General features: G+C 72.6%; 9 protein-coding genes. 6 read left to right on the top strand and 3 right to left on the bottom strand.

Annotated features, from left to right (window positions below):
* Position 1 precedes the first annotated feature (1 nt).
* Complete coding sequence (locus POD19_RS09760) at positions 2-523, bottom strand: PaaI family thioesterase (protein ID WP_070708811.1); 522 nt, start codon at positions 521-523, stop codon at positions 2-4.
* A gap of 67 nt (positions 524-590) precedes the next feature.
* On the opposite strand from POD19_RS09760, the gene polA reads away from it, so the two are divergent.
* The 3 genes from polA (at position 591) to rpsA (ending at position 6361) form a co-directional block, all read left to right on the top strand.
* Positions 591-3404, top strand: coding sequence for a DNA polymerase I (gene polA, locus POD19_RS09755; protein WP_070708812.1), 2814 nt, complete (start codon positions 591-593; stop codon positions 3402-3404).
* Positions 3388-4761, top strand: coding sequence for a GNAT family N-acetyltransferase (locus POD19_RS09750; protein WP_101965466.1), 1374 nt, complete (start codon positions 3388-3390; stop codon positions 4759-4761). Before polA ends, POD19_RS09750 begins: the two co-directional genes overlap by 17 nt.
* A 142-nt stretch (positions 4762-4903) precedes the next feature.
* Positions 4904-6361 (top strand): 30S ribosomal protein S1, encoded by a 1458-nt coding sequence (gene rpsA / locus POD19_RS09745; RefSeq protein WP_036315338.1) that lies wholly within the window; start codon positions 4904-4906, stop codon positions 6359-6361.
* Positions 6362-6496: 135 nt separating this feature from the next.
* Here rpsA and POD19_RS09740 read toward each other — a convergent pair whose 3' ends face one another.
* Both POD19_RS09740 and POD19_RS09735 read right to left on the bottom strand, forming a co-directional pair.
* A complete protein-coding gene (locus POD19_RS09740; protein WP_223247536.1) occupies positions 6497-7714 on the bottom strand; it encodes a class I SAM-dependent methyltransferase in 1218 nt (405 codons plus the stop codon).
* Positions 7707-8408, bottom strand: coding sequence for an IMPACT family protein (locus POD19_RS09735; RefSeq protein ID WP_041102704.1), 702 nt, complete (start codon positions 8406-8408; stop codon positions 7707-7709). Before POD19_RS09735 ends, POD19_RS09740 begins: the two co-directional genes overlap by 8 nt.
* Positions 8409-8562: 154 nt before the next feature.
* Here POD19_RS09735 and coaE (POD19_RS09730) point away from each other — a divergent pair, with 154 nt between their 5' ends.
* The 3 genes from coaE (POD19_RS09730) to uvrB are packed head-to-tail and all read left to right on the top strand — an operon-like array spanning position 8563 to position 13743.
* Complete coding sequence (gene coaE, locus POD19_RS09730; RefSeq protein WP_041102705.1) at positions 8563-10932, top strand: dephospho-CoA kinase; 2370 nt, start codon at positions 8563-8565, stop codon at positions 10930-10932.
* A complete protein-coding gene (gene coaE / locus POD19_RS09725; RefSeq protein WP_036315330.1) occupies positions 10929-11576 on the top strand; it encodes a dephospho-CoA kinase in 648 nt (215 codons plus the stop codon). Before coaE (POD19_RS09730) ends, coaE (POD19_RS09725) begins: the two co-directional genes overlap by 4 nt.
* A 37-nt stretch (positions 11577-11613) precedes the next feature.
* Positions 11614-13743, top strand: coding sequence for an excinuclease ABC subunit UvrB (gene uvrB / locus POD19_RS09720; protein WP_100058001.1), 2130 nt, complete (start codon positions 11614-11616; stop codon positions 13741-13743).
* Positions 13744-13793 lie beyond the last annotated feature (50 nt).

Raw genomic sequence — 13793 nt, 5'->3', positions numbered from 1 at the left:
CTCAGGGGCGCGGCGCCAGGACCAGGTTAGTGATGCGGGCGGTCGAGAGCCGCCGGCCCTGCTCGTCCGTCATCACCACCTCATGGGTGACGAGGGTGCCGCCCAGGTGGACGGCGGTCGCGGTGCCGGTCACGAGGCCCGAGCGGACGGCCCGGTGGTGCGTGGCGCTGATCTCGACCCCGACGACGTTGCGGTCCGGCCCGGCGTGGATCTTCGCGGCCATCGAGCCCAGGGACTCGGCGAGCACGAGGTGGGCGCCGCCGTGCAGCAGCCCGACGGGCTGCTCGTTGCCCGCCACGGGCAGGGTGGCGACGGCTCGCTCGGCCGTGAGCTCGAGGAAGCGCAGACCCATCTTCTGGGCGAGGGGGCTGATCGCCGCGCCGCCGAGCGCGGCGACGAGCTCGGGCGTCAGACCGGCCTCGGCGCAGGCCGCCGCCAGCTCGGCGGGGCTCAGCTCGGGGGTGACGCCGGGGCGGTACACGCGGTCGGAGGCGGCGGGGGTGGTCGCAGTGTGCTCACTCATGAGCACTAGGCTGGCACACGCGACCGGTGCGCCCCGCGCCGCGCGCCGAGAGGAGACGTGAGCACCCATGGCGGCAGATCCGACCCCAGAGGCCCCACAGCGGCTGCTGGTCCTGGACGGGCACTCGATGGCGTTCCGCGCGTTCTACGCGCTGCCCGCCGAGAACTTCGCCACGGACACGGGCCAGCACACGAACGCCGTGTACGGCTTCACCGCCATGCTCCTGACCATGATCCGGCAGCAGCGGCCCACGCACGTGGCCGTGGCGTTCGACCTCTCCGGGCCCACGTTCCGCTCCGAGGAGTACGGGGAGTACAAGGCCGGCCGCTCCGAGACGCCCGCGGAGTTCGCGGGCCAGATCGAGCTGACCGTGAAGGTCATGGAGGCCCTGGGCATCCCCACGCTCACGCTGGAGGGCTACGAGGCCGACGACATCGTGGCCACACTGTCCGCGCGCGCCGAGGAGGCGGGGTGGGAGGCCGTCGTCGTCTCCGGTGACCGGGACGCGTTCCAGCTCATCTCCGAGCGCACCACCGTGCTCTACCCCAAGAAGGGCGTCTCCGACATCCCGCCGATGGATGCGGACGCCGTCATGGCCAAGTACGGGGTCGCCCCCGCCCAGTACCCCGAGCTCGCGGCCCTCGTCGGCGAGGCCGCGGACAACCTGCCCGGAGTGCCCGGCGTCGGCCCCGGGTTCGCCGCGAAGTGGCTGAAGCAGTACGGGGACCTCGACGGCGTGCTCGCGCACGCGCACGAGATCACGGGCAAGAAGGGGGAGGCGCTGCGCGAGCATCTCGAGGACGTGCGCCGCAACCGCCGCCTCAACGCCCTCGTGCGCGACCTCGACCTGCCGATCGGGCTCGAGGCGATGCGGCTCGAGATGCCGGAGCGCGAGCCCGTGGAGGAGCTGTTCGACGCGTTGCAGTTCAACCGCATCCGGGAGCGCGTGTTCGAGGTGTTCGGTGAGCGGGTGGGCGAGGACGCGCCGCCCCCCGAGGCCGAGGCCGCCCCGGAGTTCACCGAGGCGACGACGGCCGAGGACGTGCGATCCTTCCTCGCCGCCGAGGCCGGCAACCTGCTCGGCGTCCACGTGGACGTCGAGGGCCCGGCCCTGCTGCCCCGCCGCAAGGTGCCCGTGCCCGGCACGTTCGGCACGCCCGTCGGCGTCGCGCTGGTGGGCGAGCACGCGGGCCTGCACGTCACCCTCGACGGCGACGCCCCGGACCCGGCGCTGGTGGCCGCCGTGCGCGAGGCCCTGGGCGAGGGCGGACTGGCCAAGGCCGTGCACGACCTCAAGCGCACGCTCAAGGCGCTGGCCGCGCCCACCGAGGGGGACGGGCTCGGCCGGGACGCGGCCCTGGACGGCGTGGTGGACGACGTGCTGCTTTCGGCCTACCTGATCCAGCCGGACCGGCGGGACACCTCGCTCGAGGCGCTGGCGGAGGCGCATCTGCACACCCCCCTCACCGCCCCGCGCGAGCCCGCGCAGCAGCGGGCGCAGGGGACGTTCGACCTCGACGGGGGTCAGGCCGCCGCCGAACGCGCGGACCGCGCCGCGGACGCCGTGAGGGCCGCCTGGGTGGTGCGCCGTCTCTCCACCCAGTTCACGCCCCAGGTGCTCGACCGCGGGGCCCAGCGGCTGCTGCAGGAGCTCGAGATCCCGCTCTCGCGGCTGCTCGCCCGGATGGAGCTGACCGGCATCGCCGTCGACGTCGACGCCCTGACCGGCCTGCGCGAGGACTTCACCGACGCCGCCGACGCCGCCAAGGAGTCCGCGTGGGCGTCCGTCGCGGAGGAGACCGGCGGGATGCAGGTCAACCTCGGCTCGCCCAAGCAGCTGCAGGAGGTGCTGTTCGAGCGGCTCAACATGCCGCGCACGCGCAAGACGAAGACCGGCTACTCCACGGACGTGGACTCGCTGCAGGACCTGCTCGAGCAGACCCGGCACCCGTTCCTCGAGAACCTGATGGCCCACCGTGACGCCACGAAGCTCCGGCAGACCGTGGAGGGGCTGCTCGAGACCGTCGCCCCGGACGGCCGCATCCACACCACCTACTCGCAGACCGCCGCCGCCACGGGCCGGCTGTCTTCGCTGCACCCGAACCTCCAGAACATCCCGGTGCGCACCGAGGCGGGCCGCCGCATCCGTGAGGTGTTCGTGGCGGACGAGGTGGCCGGCGAGCAGGCCGTGCTGCTCTCGGCCGACTACTCCCAGATCGAGATGCGCATCATGGCGCACCTGTCCGAGGACGAGGGGCTGATCCAGGCCTTCCGCGAGGGCGAGGACCTGCACTCGTTCGTCGGCTCGCAGGTGTTCGGCGTGGACCCGGACGACGTCACCGCCGAGCAGCGTGCCAAGGTGAAGGCGATGAGCTACGGCCTGGCCTACGGGCTGTCCTCCTTCGGGCTGTCCAAGCAGCTGAAGATCTCGGTGGACGAGGCGCGCGGCCTCATGAAGGGCTACTTCGACCGCTTCGGCGGCGTGCGCGACTACCTGCGCGACGTCGTCGCGCAGGCCCGGCAGGACGGGTACACCTCGACGATCGAGGGGCGCCGCCGCTACCTGCCGGACCTCAGCTCGGACAACCGTCAGCTGCGGGACATGGCCGAGCGCGCCGCGCTCAACGCCCCCATCCAGGGCTCGGCCGCGGACATCATCAAGCGCGCGATGCTCGATGTGCAGGCCGGCCTCGAGGAGCACGGGCTGGCCTCGCGGCTGCTGCTGCAGGTCCATGACGAGCTCATCCTCGAGGTCCCGGCCGCCGAGCTCGAGCAGGCCACGGCGCTCCTGAAGGAGCGGATGGGCCGGGCGGCCGAGCTCTCCGTGCCGCTCGACGTGCACGTCGGCCGGGGAAGGAGCTGGCATGACGCCGCACACTGACACACCGGAGGGTCCGTCGCTGCGGCGGCTGGCCGACGCCGCCGAGGCCCGGCTCGGCGAGCACGGCCTCGCGCTGCGCGACCTCGGGGTCCTCGGCCCCGAGGACCCCGCCGCATCGCACTTCGCGGCCGCGGTCGAACGGGGCTTCTACGAGACGGTGCCCACGGGCGCCGCGCTCCGCCAGCAGCTCGAGGCCCACGCGGCCGACGGACGGCGCCGGCTCGGCGTCTACGCGCCGGGGGAGGACCCGGCGGCCCGCCGCCCCGCCGCCACCTTCGAGGACTTCGTGCAGCCGCTGACCACGTGGCCCGGCCGCGCCGTCGACGCGTGGCTGATCACCGACGTGACCGTCTCGCCGGACGCCCGCCGGCGCGGCGTGCTGCGGGCCATGATGCTCAGGTCCCTCGCGGACGCCCGCGACGCCGGCCTGTGCGCGGCCGCCCTGACCGCGACCGAGGCCGCCATCTACGGCCGCTTCGGCTTCGGGGCCGCCACCCGGTGGCACGCCGTGCGGATCGACGTCTCGGGCGCCCCCGCGCTCACGGGTGCCCCGGCCGGCGGGCGGGTCACGGTCGAGGAGCCGCGGGAGATGCCCGGCCTCGTCGACGAGCTGTACGGACGGGTGCTGCCGGCCACCCCCGGCTCGGTCCAGCGGACCTCGTTCAGCGTGCCTCGCTGGGAGGACCGCGAGGCGAGCCGGAACGAGGGGCGCGGCTCGGGGCTGTACGCGGCGGTCCACCGCGACGACGACGGGCGGGTCCAGGGCGTCGCGCTGTATCGGTTCGAGGGCTGGGAGAAGGAGCCGCCCACGATCACCGTCACCGCGTTCCTCGCGGCGACCGCCGACGCGCGGCGCGGGCTCGTCCACCACCTGGCCCGGCTGGACCTGGTCGAGCGGATCGAGTGGGGCCGCGCACCCGAGCCCGGTTGGCTCGAGGCGCTCTTCGTCGACGAGCGGCGGGTGAGTCGGCACCGCGGCTCCGACGACCTGTACCTGCGGGTCCTGAACCTGCCCGCCGCCATGGCGGCCCGTGGCTGGGCGGGCGACGGGGAGGTCGTCGTCGCCGTCGAGGACGCGCTCGGCGCGATCGACGGGACGTGGCGGCTCACCGTCCGCCAGGGGCGCGGCGCCGCCGAGCGGCTGGGCCCCGCGGCCGACGCCGTCCGCATGGGCGCGGGGCTCCGGCTCGACGCGGCCCGGTTCTCCGCGCTCTGGCTCGGCGGGCACTCCCGCGGGGCCGGCGCCGCGGTGCTGGCGGAGGCCGGTGTCGTGGCGGAGCTGCGGGCCGGCGCGGCGGAGGCGTTCGACGGGCTTGTGCGACCCAGCCGACCCCTGCACACCCTCGTCGGCTTCTGATACGCTGGACGAGCACATTCGTGCGCGTTTGATACATGTCCATCACGACCCACGCCGGGTGGGGCCCCTCTGGTGCCCGGATGCCGCCCACCGGCGGCATCGATCCCGACGTGACCCCCGATCCCAACGGAGTCCCTCCTACATGACCACCACTTCCAACGCCCCGCAGGTCGCCATCAACGACATCGGCTCTGCCGAGGACCTGCTCGCCGCCATCGACGCGACCATCAAGTACTTCAACGATGGCGACCTCGTCGAGGGCACCGTCGTCAAGGTGGACCGCGACGAGGTCCTGCTCGACATCGGCTACAAGACCGAGGGCGTCATCCCGTCCCGCGAGCTGTCCATCAAGCACGACGTGGACCCGGACGAGGTCGTGGCCGTGGGCGACACCGTCGAGGCCCTGGTCCTCACCAAGGAGGACAAGGAGGGTCGCCTGATCCTCTCGAAGAAGCGCGCCCAGTACGAGCGCGCCTGGGGCGACATCGAGAAGATCAAGGAGGAGGACGGCGTCGTCGAGGGCACCGTCATCGAGGTGGTCAAGGGCGGCCTCATCCTCGACATCGGCCTGCGCGGCTTCCTCCCGGCCTCCCTCGTGGAGATGCGCCGCGTGCGCGACCTGGCCCCCTACATCGGCCAGAAGCTCGAGGCGAAGATCATCGAGCTGGACAAGAACCGCAACAACGTGGTCCTGTCCCGCCGCGCCTGGCTCGAGCAGACCCAGTCCGAGGTCCGCTCCAACTTCCTCCACAAGCTGGAGAAGGGCCAGGTCCGCAACGGCACCGTGTCCTCCATCGTCAACTTCGGCGCCTTCGTGGACCTGGGCGGCGTGGACGGCCTCGTGCACGTCTCCGAGCTGTCCTGGAAGCACATCGACCACCCGTCCGAGGTCGTCGAGGTGGGCCAGGAGGTCACCGTCGAGGTCCTCGAGGTGGACATGGACCGCGAGCGTGTCTCCCTGTCGCTGAAGGCGACCCAGGAGGACCCGTGGCAGCTCTTCGCCCGCACCCACGCCCTCGGCCAGGTCGTGCCGGGCAAGGTCACCAAGCTCGTGCCGTTCGGTGCGTTCGTCCGCGTGGAGGACGGCATCGAGGGCCTCGTGCACATCTCGGAGCTGGCCTCGCGCCACATCGACACCGCCGAGCAGGTCGTGTCGGTCAACGACGAGCTGTTCGTCAAGGTCATCGACATCGACCTCGAGCGTCGCCGCATCTCCCTGTCCCTCAAGCAGGCCAACGAGGGCGTGGACCCCGAGGGCACCGAGTTCGACCCGGCGCTCTACGGCATGGCCGCGGAGTACGACGAGGAGGGCAACTACAAGTACCCCGAGGGCTTCGACGTCGAGACCAACGAGTGGATGGAGGGCTTCGAGACCGAGCGCGCCGCCTGGGAGCAGCAGTACGCCGACGCTCAGGCCCGCTGGGAGGCCCACAAGGAGCAGGTGCGCCGCTCCCTCCAGGAGGAGGCCACCGCCGGCGCCGACGCCGGTGCGGGCCTGGGCGGCTCGTCCTACTCCTCCGAGGCCCCGTCCTCGGACGGAGGCACCCTGGCCTCCGACGAGGCCCTCGCCGCCCTGCGCGAGAAGCTCACCGGCAACTGATCGCCGCCGTGCGTGGCCGTCCCTGACGGCCCGCGCCGAGCACCCGACGCCCCGTCCCTCCCTCCGGAGGGGCGGGGCGTCGTCGTGTCCCGGGGGACTGGCCGCGGGGGAGCGGACGGGACCCGGCGGCCGCGCTCAGCGGCGCTCGGAGACCGTCACGGTGAACGTGCGGTCGCGCGCCGTCTGCCGAGTCGGCCCGACGAGGTCCTCCAGCACCGACCGGTACCGCAGGTGCGAGTTCCAGACGCACCACAGCCGGCCGCCCGGCTCCAGCACCCGCGCCGCGGCCGCCACCAGCCGGTGCGCCACGGAGGGGTCCACGGCGTTGCCGTCGTGGAACGGGGGATTCAGGAGCACGCACTCCTCCTCCCCGTCCGGCCACGTGGCCAGCGCGTCGTCGCGCACGGCCCGGACGCGGTCCGCCACGCGGTTCGCACGGGCCGTGGCCAGCGTCGAGGCCACCGCCACGGCGGACTGGTCGGTGGCCACCACGGTGACGTGCGGCCACAGCCGCGCTGCCCCGACCGAGAGCAGCCCGTTGCCGCAGCCCAGGTCCACGACGCGCCCCGGCGGGCGCGGGTCGTCGGCGAGCGAGGCGAGCAGCAGACGGGAGCCCGGGTCGGCGGCGGCTCCGCCGAAGGTGCCGGCGTGGGCCACCAGGTGCAGGCGCCCCACGCCGGGGACGTCGCGGTCGGCCTCCTCCGGCGGCCGGGCGGTCACGCCGGGACGTGGGCCCCGGGCCGTGAGCACGCGCGCCTTGCGGCGTCCCCGTCCGGCGACGACGTCCTCGAACGCCGCGCCCAGCACCGCGTTCATGCGCGGACTCATGTGCTTGTCGCGGCCGCCGGCCAGCAGGACCACGCCGGGGTCGGCGGCGGCCGACACGATCCGGGACAGCCGGTCGAGCTCGTCGAGCGAGCGGGGCAGCGGCAGCAGGACCGTCCGGGCGCCCCGGGCCGCCTCCTCAGGCGTGGCCGTTCGCTCGAGCTCGCCCGTCTCCCCGCCGAGGCGACCGGCGGCGCGCCACGCGGCGAGGTTCGCGTCCAGCGAGCGCTCGGCGGAGGCGTCGTCCTGGTGGATCCGCACGTCGTGGCCGGCCGTGAGCAGGGGCAGGGTCAGCGCGCCGTGCCGGTCCTCCAGGACGGCCACCGGGCCGGGGACGTGCCCGCTCGCGATCCACCCGGCCAGGGTGTCGAGCAGGAGCAGGTCCGCCGTGTCGTGGGCCTGGCGGTCGGGCTCGGTCGGCAGCGGCCACCGATCCAGCGCCGCGAAGTCCACGCCCGCGGTGAGGTCGTCCGGCAGCCCGCCACGGGCGACATCGGGGGTGACCCCCCGGGGCAACGGCTCACTCATGGTCCACCCAGTCCTCTCCGATCCGTTCCGCACGCCCCGCGCCGGCCGTGACGTCCGCGAGCCGCGCCGCGAACGCCGCGCGGGCCTCCTCGGTGTCCGGCACGCCGACCGTCAGGCGGACCGCCGCGGCGCCGTAGCTCGCTTCCAGCACCGACACGCCCGCCGCGCGCAGCTCGTTCTCCCACCGGCCGGCGTCGGTGTGGGGCGCCTCCACCGCGAGCAGGGCCAGCCGGGAGCGGGTGCGCAGCGGGGCGGCGTCGAGTGCCCCGGACACCGAGTCCGAGTAGGCGCGCACCAGGCCCCCGGCGCCCAGCTTGATCCCCCCGAACCAGCGCACGACGACGGCGCACACGTCCGTCAGGTCGGTCCGGCCCGGCGCGGTCTCGCGCTGGAGGACGGCCTCGAGCATGGGGACGCCGGCCGTGCCGGCGGGCTCGCCGTCGTCGCTGGAGCGCATCCGGTCCCGGGCGGGGCCGAGGACGAACGCGCTGCACACGTGCCGCGCGTCGTGGTGCCGGCGCCGCAGGACGGCGACCATCTCGCGCGCCTGCGCCTCGTCCTCGACGCGCCCGAGGTAGGTGAGGAAGCGGCTGCGGCGGATCTCCACCTCCCGTTCCAGCCAGCCGTCGGGGTCGCGGGCGGACGCCGGCAGGACCGTGCAGCGCGCGGTCGGGGCGGGGGCGGGATCGGGCATGACCCCACCCTAGGGGCCGGCCGAGGACGGGCACGCCGTCGAGCCCGGACGTGAGCTTCGGTACAGTGGAAGACCGTGCCACCCGGCACCGGCCCACCGGTGAGCGAGCACGCGTGCCGCCGCGGGCCTCCCACGACCCTGTCCCGGGAGACTCATGACTTCCCCGCTCACTCGCCTGCACGACACGTTGGGGCTCCGCACGAGTCCGGCGATCTTCTTCGGCTCGGCCGCCGCGGTCGTGCTCTTCACCGCCGCGATGGGCCTGTTCCCTGGCCCGGTCCAGGCGGCCTTCGGCGTGGTCTCGAGCTGGCTGCGCTACGACGTCGGCTGGATCTACACCCTCAGCCTGACCCTGCTGGTGGCGTTCCTGTTCATCCTCGCCGTGACCCGGTACGGCCGGGTCAAGCTCGGCGACGACGACGCGGTGCCGGAGTACTCCGGCCTGACCTGGTTCGGCATGATGTTCGCCGCCGGCGTCGGCGCGGTGCTGATGTTCTGGGGCATCGCGGAGCCGATGAACCACTACGCCAACCCGCCCATGGCGGGGACGGAGCCGTTCTCCGACCGCGCGGCCTCGGAGGCCATGGCGATCGCGAACTTCCACTTCGGCATCCACATGTGGGCGATCCTGCTCGTCCCGGGCCTGTGCTTCGGCTACTTCACGTACAAGCGCAAGCTGCCCCCGCGCGTGTCCTCCGCCTTCCAGCCCCTCCTCGGCGATCGCATCCACGGCCCCATCGGCAAGACGATCGACATCATCGCCGTGGTCTCCACCGTGTTCGGCCTCGGCGTGTCCGTGGGCCTGGGCGCCCTGCAGATCAACGCGGGCATGAACTACGTGCTGGGCACCCCCGTGGCCGGCTGGGTCCAGGCGCTCATCCTGGCCGTCGTCACCGCCGTGGGCACGGCCTCCGTGCTGGTCGGCATGGACAAGGGCGTCAAGCGGCTGTCCTACGCCAACATCCTGCTGGCGATCGCCCTGCTCGTGTACGTCCTGATGTGGGCCGTCTCCAGCATGGACGTCATCCGCGGCACCGTGCAGGCGATCGGCGAGTACGCCTCCATGCTGCCCGTGCTCTCCACCTACAACGACACGTACAACTCGGGCCAGTGGTCCGGTGACTGGACCGTTTTCTACTGGGCCTGGACCGTGACGTGGGCGCCCTTCGTGGGGATGTTCTTCGCCCGCATCTCACGCGGCCGCACCATCCGCTCCTTCATCATGGCCGGCCTCGGCCTGCCCACGGCGTTCGTCATCATCTGGATGGGCATCTACGGCTACTCCGCGTTCCAGTCGGACCGCGCCACCGCGCCGGCGCCGGGCCAGGGCGGTGACCTCACGCAGACGATCGTCACCGACGGCAACGTCCAGGCCGCCCTGTTCCAGCACCTGCAGGGCACGCCGCTCTACACGGTGGCCGCGGTCGTGGCGCTCGTGGTCATCACGCTGTTCTTCATCACCTCGATCGACTCGGGCGCGCTCGTGATGGACGCGATGGCCAATGGCCACGAGGATGCCGCGCCCCGCCGCCAGTCCGTGTTCTGGGCCGTGTCCATCGGCGCGGTCTGCGCGGCCATCATCCTCACCGCGGGCGAGAACGGCCTGGCGGCGCTGCAGGAGGTCATCATCGTGATCGGCCTGCCCATCCTGCTCATCACCGTCACGCAGGCCGCACTGCTGCTGCAGGCCCTGCGCGAGGACGCGGGTGCCGCGCGGCCCATGCGGACCCGCCAGTGGAAGCAGGTGCTGCCGGTCGAGGAGTACCGCCGCCGCGCCACCGAGGACGGCGTGGACGTCTCGGACTTCGTGATCCGCCCCGAGTTCGAGGTCGGCACCGAGCCGGAGAACGACACGCACACCCCGAAGACGTGGCACCAGCAGCGCATCGACGCGGCCAAGGCCCTCGTCACCGTCGGCCTGACCGGCGGCATCGCCGCGGGCCGCACCGAGGTCGGCGCGGAGCTCGAGCGGCTGGGCGCCGTCGTCGTGGAGTTCGACGACCTGATGGGGGAGATCCTCGTGCCCGGCAACCCCGTGCTCGAGGAGCTCCGCTCGGTCTTCGGCGAGGACATCGTCCGCGCGGACGGCACCCTGGACGCGCGCACCCTCAACCGGCTCACCACCGAGAGCTCGACCGCCCGGACGCGCATGTACGAGATCGTCTCCCCGGCGGTGCGCGACGAGGCGAACCGCCGGGCCCGCGAGATCGGCGAGGACTCCGTGCTGGTGGTCGACCTGGCCCTGCTGGCCGAGACCGGCTCCGGACAGGACTTCGACCAGGTGCTGGCCGTCTCCGCTCCCGCCGAGGTGCGCGTCGCCCGGCTCATGGAGTCCCACGACATGACCCGCGAGCGGGCCTGGGCCTTCATCGACGAGGAGGCGGCGGACGAGGAGCGGGCCGAGATCGCGGACACCGTGATCGAGAACGACGGCTCGCTCGAGGACCTGCAGGAGGCCGTCCGGGCATACTGGGAGGCCAAGATCCAGCCTCAGCTCGAGGCCGCCCGAGGAGAGCGCGTATGACCGAGACCGACCCGGTGGCCGAACGGCCGCGCGTCCATGTGGGCCTGACCGGCGGGATCGCCGCCGGCAAGTCCGCGGTGGCCCGTGTCCTGCAGGAGCGTGGCGCGCTCCTGGTGGACTCGGACGCCCTCGCCCGGCTGGTCCTCGAGAAGGGCACCGACGGGCTGGCCGCCGTCCAGGACGAGTTCGGGGACCGCGTCATCACCGCGGACGGTGAGCTCGACCGCGTCGAGATGGCCCGCATCGTCTTCGGGGACGAGGGCGCCCGACAGCGCCTGAACCGCATCGTGCACCCCCGGATCCGGGCTGCGGCCCGGCGCATCGTCGCCGAGGCCGGGCCGGACGCCGTCGTGGTCCAGGACGTGCCGCTGCTGGTGGAGACCGGGCAGGCGGACGCGTTCGACCTCGTGATCGTGGTGGAGGCCCCGCTCGAGGAGCGCCTGCGCCGGATGGTGGAGGACCGCGGCATGAGCCGCGCGGACGCCGAGGCGCGGATCGCGGCCCAGGCCACGGACGAGCAGCGGCGCGCCGTCGCGGACGTGGTCATCGTCAACGACGCCGACCTCGAGCGGCTCGCGTCCGTGGCGAACCAGGTGTGGGACCGGTTCCTCGCCCCCGGCGCGGCTGAGCCCTCGGCGGACTGACCGCCGGGGTGTCCGGGGCGCGACGTAGGGTTCTGCCATGAGCCTGGCCCAGAAGATCAACCGCGTCGTCGCCCCGTTCGAGGTCATCTCCCCCTACCAGCCCTCCGGTGACCAGCCGAAGGCCATCGCCGAGCTCGCCGAGCGCGTGGAGGCGGGGGAGAAGGACGTCGTCCTGATGGGCGCCACCGGCACGGGCAAGTCGGCGACGACGGCGTGGCTCGTCGAGCGCCTCCAGCGGCCCACGCTGGTGATGGTGCAGAACAAGACGCTCGCGGCGCAGCTGGCCAACGAGTTCCGGGAGCTGCTGCCCAACAACGCGGTCGAGTACTTCGTCTCCTACTACGACTACTACCAGCCCGAGGCGTACGTCCCGCAGACGGACACCTTCATCGAGAAGGACTCCTCCATCAACGAGGAGGTCGAGCGGCTGCGCCACTCGGCCACGAACGCGCTGCTGACCCGGCGGGACGTGATCGTGGTGGCCACCGTCTCCTGCATCTACGGCCTCGGCACGCCCGAGGAGTACATCGAGCAGATGGTCACCCTGCGCCGCGGTGCGGAGATGGACCGGGACGTGCTCCTGCGGCGGTTCGTGCAGATGCAGTACGTGCGCAACGACGTCGACTTCCACCGCGGCACCTTCCGGGTGCGGGGGGACACCGTGGAGATCATCCCCATGTACGAGGAGCTCGCGGTGCGCATCGAGTTCTTCGGGGACGAGATCGAGTCCATCCAGACCCTGCACCCGCTCACCGGCCAGGTGGTGCGCGAGGAGGAGGAGATGTACATCTTCCCGGCCTCGCACTACGTGGCCGGCGACGAGCGCATGGGCCGGGCGATCACCACCATCGAGGACGAGCTGCGGGAGCGGCTGCAGGAGCTGGAGTCCCAGGACAAGCTGCTCGAGGCGCAGCGGCTGCGCATGCGCACCACGTACGACCTCGAGATGATGCAGCAGATGGGCTACTGCAACGGCATCGAGAACTACTCGCGCCACATCGACGGCCGTCCCGCCGGCTCCGCCCCGCACTGCCTGCTGGACTACTTCCCGGACGACTTCCTGCTCGTGGTGGACGAGTCCCACGTGACCATCCCGCAGATCGGCGCGATGTACGAGGGGGACATGTCCCGCAAGCGCACCCTCGTGGAGCACGGCTTCCGCCTGCCCTCGGCCATGGACAACCGCCCGCTGAAGTGGGACGAGTTCCTCGAGCGGATCGGGCAGACCGTGTACCTCTCCGCGACGCCGGGCGCCTACGAGCTCGGCCAGGCGGACGGCTACGTCGAGCAGATCATCCGGCCCACCGGGCTGGTGGACCCGCAGGTGGTGGTCAAGCCGACCGAGGGGCAGATCGACGACCTGCTCGAGCAGATCCGCGTGCGCACGGCCAAGGACGAGCGCGTCCTGGTGACCACGCTGACCAAGCGCATGGCCGAGGACCTCACGGACTACCTGCTCGAGGCGGGGGTGAAGGTCGAGTACCTCCACTCGGATGTGGACACGCTGCGCCGCGTGGAGCTGCTGCGGGAGCTGCGCAAGGGCACCTTCGACGTGCTGGTGGGCATCAACCTGCTGCGCGAGGGCCTGGACCTGCCCGAGGTCTCGCTCGTGGCGATCCTGGACGCGGACAAGGAGGGGTTCCTGCGCTCCACCACCTCCCTCATCCAGACCATCGGCCGCGCCGCCCGCAACGTCTCCGGCGAGGTCCACATGTACGCCGACAACGTCACGGACTCCATGCGGCGGGCGATCGACGAGACCGAGCGGCGCCGGGCCGTGCAGATCGCGTACAACGAGGAGCACGGGATCGACCCCCAGCCGCTGCGCAAGCGCATCGCGGACATCACGGACCAGCTGGCCCGGGAGGACGCGGACACCGCCGACTTCCTCAAGGGCATGGGCGGCGTGAAGTCCGGGTTCGACTTCGGCATGGGCCACCGAGGCCTCAGCTCGCTGGACCGGGACGCGACCACAGGGGAGGGCACCGAGGCTCCGGCGGTGGACCCGGCGTCGCTGCCCGCCAAGGACCTGGCCGATCTGATCGAGCAGATGTCGAAGCAGATGCACCAGGCGGCGGCGGACCTGCAGTTCGAGCTCGCCGCCCGCCTGCGCGACGAGGTCGGCGAGCTCAAGAAGGAGCTGCGGCAGATGAAGCGGGAGCAGTGACCACCCGGCATGATGCCGACCCAGGGTGTTATGAAAACACTGATGAATGT

Origin of the sequence: Micrococcus sp. GPGPB33 (assembly GCF_037853785.1) — a bacterium.
Classification (GTDB): domain Bacteria; phylum Actinomycetota; class Actinomycetes; order Actinomycetales; family Micrococcaceae; genus Micrococcus; species Micrococcus luteus.
Note: the sequence above shows the minus strand (reverse complement) of the source record. Positions and strands in the feature narration are given on the sequence as shown.

Bases quoted from the DNA above. Each gene is read 5' to 3' on its own strand.
- POD19_RS09760 (WP_070708811.1), bottom strand. From the start codon at position 523: ATGAGTGAGCACACTGCGACCACCCCCGCCGCCTCCGACCGCGTGTAC.
- polA (WP_070708812.1), top strand. From the start codon at position 591: ATGGCGGCAGATCCGACCCCAGAGGCCCCACAGCGGCTGCTGGTCCTG.
- rpsA (WP_036315338.1), top strand. From the start codon at position 4,904: ATGACCACCACTTCCAACGCCCCGCAGGTCGCCATCAACGACATCGGC.
- POD19_RS09750 (WP_101965466.1), top strand. From the start codon at position 3,388: ATGACGCCGCACACTGACACACCGGAGGGTCCGTCGCTGCGGCGGCTG.
- uvrB (WP_100058001.1), top strand. From the start codon at position 11,614: ATGAGCCTGGCCCAGAAGATCAACCGCGTCGTCGCCCCGTTCGAGGTC.
- POD19_RS09735 (WP_041102704.1), bottom strand. From the start codon at position 8,408: ATGCCCGATCCCGCCCCCGCCCCGACCGCGCGCTGCACGGTCCTGCCG.
- coaE (WP_041102705.1), top strand. From the start codon at position 8,563: ATGACTTCCCCGCTCACTCGCCTGCACGACACGTTGGGGCTCCGCACG.
- coaE (WP_036315330.1), top strand. From the start codon at position 10,929: ATGACCGAGACCGACCCGGTGGCCGAACGGCCGCGCGTCCATGTGGGC.
- POD19_RS09740 (WP_223247536.1), bottom strand. From the start codon at position 7,714: ATGAGTGAGCCGTTGCCCCGGGGGGTCACCCCCGATGTCGCCCGTGGC.